Source organism: Pseudoduganella sp. RAF53_2, assembly GCF_052113985.1.
Lineage (GTDB): Bacteria > Pseudomonadota > Gammaproteobacteria > Burkholderiales > Burkholderiaceae_D > Rugamonas.
Map to the genome: position 1 here is coordinate 1 of NZ_JBFRDW010000384.1, position 5,747 is coordinate 5,747.

Annotated in this window: 6 protein-coding genes; 1 reads left to right on the forward strand and 5 read right to left on the reverse strand. The window is 62.2% G+C overall.

The features are described 5' to 3' along the window. Nucleotides 1-695, forward strand: a 695-nt coding sequence (locus tag AB4Z11_RS20700) for a LysR substrate-binding domain-containing protein (RefSeq protein ID WP_442027362.1), incomplete at its 5' end; no start/stop codon positions are given. Here AB4Z11_RS20700 and AB4Z11_RS20705 read toward each other — a convergent pair. The 5 genes from AB4Z11_RS20705 to AB4Z11_RS20725 form a co-directional block, all read right to left on the reverse strand. Next, nucleotides 692-1,792: a redoxin domain-containing protein gene (locus AB4Z11_RS20705; RefSeq protein ID WP_442027363.1), complete on the reverse strand. Its 1,101-nt coding sequence runs from the start codon at nt 1,790-1,792 to the stop codon at nt 692-694. The two genes, AB4Z11_RS20700 and AB4Z11_RS20705, sit on opposite strands and share 4 nt — an antisense overlap. Nucleotides 1,793-1,829: 37 nt before the next feature. Continuing rightward, nucleotides 1,830-2,597, reverse strand: coding sequence for an enoyl-CoA hydratase (locus AB4Z11_RS20710; protein ID WP_442027364.1), 768 nt, complete (start codon nt 2,595-2,597; stop codon nt 1,830-1,832). An 87-nt stretch (nt 2,598-2,684) separates the two neighbouring features. After that, nucleotides 2,685-3,881 (reverse strand): acetyl-CoA C-acyltransferase, encoded by a 1,197-nt coding sequence (locus AB4Z11_RS20715; protein ID WP_442027365.1) that lies wholly within the window; start codon nt 3,879-3,881, stop codon nt 2,685-2,687. A 27-nt stretch (nt 3,882-3,908) separates the two neighbouring features. Next, nucleotides 3,909-4,406 (reverse strand): YiiD C-terminal domain-containing protein, encoded by a 498-nt coding sequence (locus AB4Z11_RS20720; RefSeq protein ID WP_442027366.1) that lies wholly within the window; start codon nt 4,404-4,406, stop codon nt 3,909-3,911. A gap of 6 nt (nt 4,407-4,412) precedes the next feature. Then, on the reverse strand, nt 4,413-5,747 hold a 1,335-nt coding region (locus AB4Z11_RS20725; RefSeq protein WP_442027367.1), incomplete at its 5' end, for an enoyl-CoA hydratase/isomerase family protein.

The window sequence follows — 5,747 nt, forward strand, 5'->3', positions numbered from 1 at the left end:
GCGCACTACCGAACATCCGTGCCGGGTTTGACCGGCTGACGCTGGGATTGGAGGAGTTGAAAGAAGGCTCGCTCAACGGTGTGCTGACGGTGACGGTCAGCCCCGCATTCGCAGCGAAGTGGCTGCTGCCGCGCATCGAACGCTTCCAGGCCGCGTGCCCGGATACGGATGTGCGCCTGGATACCAGCCTCAAACCTGTGGACTTTGTCGCCCAGCGCGTTGACATCGGTGTGCGCTACGGCACCGGCAACTGGCCCGGACTGGCAGCGGAAAAGATGATGGACGAGGAAGTCTTCCCCGTATGCTCGCCCGCACTGCCACGGCTCAAGAATCCAGCCGACCTGGCGGCGCACACGCTGATCCATGATCAATCCATGGACAGCAGCGCAGGCTTTCCAACCTGGGAGGCCTGGCTCCGCAAGGCCGGTGTGAGCGGCATATCTGCCAGGCGCGGCCTGAAGATCAACAACTCCGCCGCCGTGCTGCAGGCAGCAATTGAAGGCCACGGCATCGCACTCGCACGCAGYGTGATGGCGCATGACGACATCGCGGCGAGGCGCCTGGTGCGGCTGTTCCCAAAGATCAGTTTCTCGTCAGCGCTCGCCTACTACGTCGTCTATCGCGCCGACTGCGCAGGATTGCCGCGGATTGTGGCCTTCCGCGACTGGCTGCTCAAGGAAGCTACTGCACGCTAGCCAAAGGTGAATACGAAGACTTCGACCCGCGGATCAAGGAAGGTGATTTCGAACTGACGGTCGGCGATCGGGTTTATTTGCCGCACCAGTTGATACATCCTCTGTTCGGTCACCATACCTTCGCCCTTTTCATCAACATCGACGCCGTGAGCCGATCCAGGTGGCTGGCCATCGATGAGCACACGGAATCGCACGCTGGTCCCGCGCATGGCAGGCCCCATCACGAGATGCAGATCCCGCGCGTGGAAGCGATACGCGATGCTCCCGCTGGATTCGTTCAGAACGACAGACGGCTTGCCAATCGTCCAGGCGCCTGACAGTGCCCAGTGATTGAGGTCGAGCCGTGATGGGAGGGTGTAGCTGCGGCGCTTGTCCGCTGCCGCGCCACCGGGAGACGAAAAATTCGTCGCCTGGCCATATCCGACGTAGCTTTCCGGGGACTTCAGGTTCTCCCAATCGGCCGGAGCTTCCGCGCCACGCGCGTCGGCCGTCACCAGCGAATTATCGATGCCTGCGCTGCCTGCTTCGGCCAGTAATTGCTGAATCACGCGCTCGGATTGCTCGTATTCCCCTTCGCCGAAGTTATGGCTTCTGATGCGCCCCTGGGCATCAACGAAATAGAGCGCCGGCCAGTATTCGTTGTTGAACGCACGCCACACGCCGTAATCGCTGTCTACCGCGATCGGATAATCAACCTGCAAATCCTTGATCGCCTTGCGCACATTGTCCAGATTCTTTTCGAATTCAAACTCCGGGGTATGCACGCCGATTACCACGAGGCCCTTATCCTTGTATTTCGCCGCCCATGCACGGATATGCGGAAGGGTGCGGCGCCAATTGATGCAGGTGTAGGTGCAGAAATCGACCAGAACGACTTTGCCGCGCAAACCGTCCGGCGTGAGCGGCGGTGAATTGATCCATGCGGTCGCACGGTCGAGCGATGGCAGCTTGCCTTCAACTGGCAGGCGGGATGCCGCAGCTTTGGCCTGGCTGGATTGCGCCCTCGCGGCACTGCCAATTGTGAGCTCTGCGGCTGCGATCGTCACGACTGCCGCGCCCAGCAGGCGCCGGCGGCGATAGTTGATTTGTTCCTGCATTGCTGGCTCCAATGGTCGGTGCCGCGTGCGGCGCGGATCAGGCGAATTTGGTGAAGTCGGGTTTGCGTTTTTCGAAGAAGGCGGTGAAGGCTTCCTTCGCTTCCGGCGCCATCAGCATATCACCAAACATTTTGCTTTCGACGTCGATGTGGGCTTGCAGGGCTTCGCGGCCGGATTTCATCAGGCGCTTGGTGGCGCGGATGGAAGTCGCCGGCAGCGCGACCAGCTTGGCGGCTTGCGCCTGTGCATACGCCAGCACTTCGGCAGGTGGCAGCACCTTGGAGATGAGGCCCATGTCGTAGGCTTCCTGCGCGCCCCATGGTTCACCCAGCATCAGCTTTTCGGCAGCGCGGGAGTGACCGGCGTTGCGCGGCAGGAGCATGCTGGAGCCGAATTCAGGGCACAGGCCAAGCTGCGAGAACGGTACCGAGAACTTGGCGCTGTCGGCGGCGTACACCAGGTCGCAGTGCATCAGCATGGTGGTGCCGATGCCGATAGCGGCGCCGTTCACTGCGGCCACCACAGGCTTGTTGCAGTTGAACAGAGCCTGCATGAAGCGGAATACGGGACGCTCGCTGATCGGCGCATCCGGCGTCGTTTTCAGGAAATCATCCAGGTCGTTACCGGCCGYGAAAATCTCGGGGGTGCCATGAATCAGGATGGCGCGCACTTCGGCGTCGCTGTCGACGCCGTTGATGGCGTCGGCCATGGTCTGGTACATGGCGGACGTGATGGCGTTCTTGCGCTCGGGGCGATTGAACGCCACGGTCAGGATGCCGCCGGCCTTGCTGGTCTGGATTTCCATTTGTTGTCTCCACATGAAAAAAAGGCGGGTCAATGACCCGCCCTACGATGCACCGCGGGTTGTGCCTGCGGCGCGAGTTTGCGCGAATTATACGCGCTCGATGATGCCTGCTGCGCCCATGCCGGCGCCTACGCACATGGTGACCATGCCGTATTTCAGGCTGTTGCGGCGGAGCGCGTGCACGACGGTCGCGGCGCGGATGGCACCGGTCGCGCCCAGCGGGTGGCCGAGGGCGATTGCACCGCCCATCGGGTTCACTTTGCTGGTGTCCAGGTTCAGGTCGCGGATCACGGCCAGTGCCTGGGCGGCAAACGCTTCGTTCAGTTCAATCCAGTCCAGCTGGTCCTGGGTGATGCCGGCTGCGGCGCAGGCCGCAGGGATCGCCACTTTAGGACCGATGCCCATGATCTCAGGCGGCACGCCGCGCACGGCGAATGAGGAGAACTTGGCCAGCGGGGTCAGATTGTGTTCTTTCAGGATCTTCTCGGACACCACGATCAGCGCGCCGGCGCCGTCGGACATCTGGGAAGACGTTGCAGCGGTCACGGAACCCTTGGCAGCGAAGACTGGCTTCAGCTTGGCCATGCCTTCAGCGGAAGCGTCGGCGCGCGGGCCTTCGTCCAGGTCCACGGTTTTCTTGCCGATCTTGATTTCGCCAGTGCGAAGGTCCGGCGTGCGGGTCACGATTTCAACCGGGGTGATCTCGTCCTTGAACAGGCCTGCCTGCTGTGCGGCGATGGCCTTGCGGTGCGATTCCAGGCCGAAGGCGTCCTGGTCTTCGCGCGATACTTTCCACTGGTTCGCCACTTTTTCAGCGRTCAGGCCCATGCCGTAGGCCAGGCCCACGTTTTCGTCCTTGAAGGTTTCCATGTTGATGGATGGGTGATGGCCCATCATCGGCACCATGGACATGGATTCCACGCCGCCGGCGATCATCACGTCGGCTTCGCCAACGCGGATGCGGTCAGCAGCCATGGCCAGGGCTGTGATGCCCGATGCGCAGTAACGGTTCACGGTCACGCCGCCCACGGTGTTCGGCAGGCCTGCCAGTACCACGGCGTTACGCGCCACGTTGAAACCTTGCTCAGCCTCCGGGAAGGAGCAGCCGACGATGGCGTCGACAATCAGGGCCGGGTCCAGGTTAGGCACGGCGGCCATGGCGCCACGGATGGCGTGCACCAGCAGGTCGTCCGGACGGGTGCTGCGGAACATGCCTCGCGGCGCCTTGCCGATTGGAGTGCGGGTGGCGGCGACGATGTATGCGTCTTGAAGTTGTTTGCTCATTTTAAGCTTCCGATATTGTGTGTTCGATTAGCGTTTGGCGGAGAGGTACCAGTCCACCTGTACTTGTGCTGCCAGCGTGCCGTGTTCGTCGAAGATGTCGACATTGACCGGGAACGCTACTTTCCCTTCATCCTTCAGCTGAGCCTTGAGCGCGCCGATATCGCCAGGCACGCGGCCGGAGGCGCGCGTCGCGCCCTTGGCCACTTTCTGGTACTGGATGCGCGACTCTTTTGCCACCGGACGCATATCCATGATCAGGTCCGCGAAACCGCCGGCCATGGCTGCGCCGGACGCGGTTTCGGCCAGCGTGAACAGGGCGCCTGCGTGCGGCGTGCCGAGGTGGTTGTGCAGCTTGCCGTCATCCGGCATCGACACTTCCGACGTCCCGGCACCGATGCTGTCGATGCGGATTCCCAGCAGCCGCGTGAAAGGCAGCGACTCGCTCATATGCTTTTTGATCTGTTCGTAGACCATGCTCGGTTTCACTCGCAAAAGGACTTTGAAAGCCAGCGACAGGATGGACATAGCCTCTTAGTTGCGTACCGGCTTACCGGTCTGCAGCATGCCCATGATGCGCTCCTGCGACTTCGGATTGTTCAGCAATTCCAGGAAGGCCTTGCGTTCCATATCCAGCAGCCACTGTTCGCTCACCACGCTGCCCTGGTCGATGTCGCCACCGGACACGATCTCGGCGATCATGTCGCCCAGCTTGTAGTCGTGGGCGGAGATGAAGCCGCCGTCACGCATATTGACCAGCTGGCCGCGGATGGTGCCCCAGCCATAACGGCCGGTCACGGTCACAGGACGCTGGATCGGTGCGCGGTAGCCCGCGTCGAACATGGAGCGCGCGGTCACTTTGGCCACGTGCAGCAGTTCGTACGGGTTGAACACGATCACGTCGTCTTCTTTCAGGTAGCCCATGGCCTTCGCTTCCAGCGCCGACTTGGATACGTTCGCGGTTGCCGCGTTGGTGAAGCCGGTCTTCAGGAATTGCAGGATGTCGTTGCCCTTGGCTTCACGCTGTGCACGCACGGCCGCTTCCTTCAGGCCACCGCCCGCAGGGATCAGGCCCACGCCCACTTCTACCAGGCCGATGTAGGACTCGATCGATGCCACGCGCTTGGATGCGTGCAGCGCCATTTCGCAGCCGCCCCCCAGCGCCAGGCCAGCCACTGCAGCCACCACAGGCACGTTGGAATACTTCATCTTCATGAAGGTGTCCTGCAGTTCGCGGATGATCGGATCAACCGCTTTCGCGCCGCCTGCCATGAAGGCCGGCAGTGCCGATTGCAGGTCCGCACCGGCCGAGAAGGCGCCGCCATCGGCTGCGTCTGCGCTCCAGATCACCAGGCCCTTGAAGCTCTTCTCGGCTTCGGCCAGGCCACGCTGCAGGCCCTTGATCACGCCGTCGCCGATCACGTGCATCTTGGTCTTCAGCGAGACGATCAGCACGTCGTCGCCGGTGTGCCACAGGCGCACGGAGTCGTCTTCGAATACGGTGGTGCCGGCGGTCTTCGGATCGGCTGCGCCGCTGCCGAATACCGGTGCGCGGAATTCCTGGCGCTTGTACACGTCCAGGGTCGAACGCGGTACGAAGGATTTGGACTTGGCGGAGTAAGAACCCTCAGGGGTATGCACACCCTTCTCGGCCACGGCGCCTTCGAACACCCAGGCTGGCAGCGGTGCGTTGCACAGTGCCTTGCCTTCTTCGATATCCTGCTTCACCCACTCGGCGATCTGGTTCCAGCCGGCGGCTTGCCAGGTTTCGAACGGGCCGACGGACCAGCCGAAGCCCCAGCGCATGGCGAAGTCCACGTCACGCGCGTTGTCGGCGATGGATTCCAGGTGGTAGGCGATGTAGTGGAA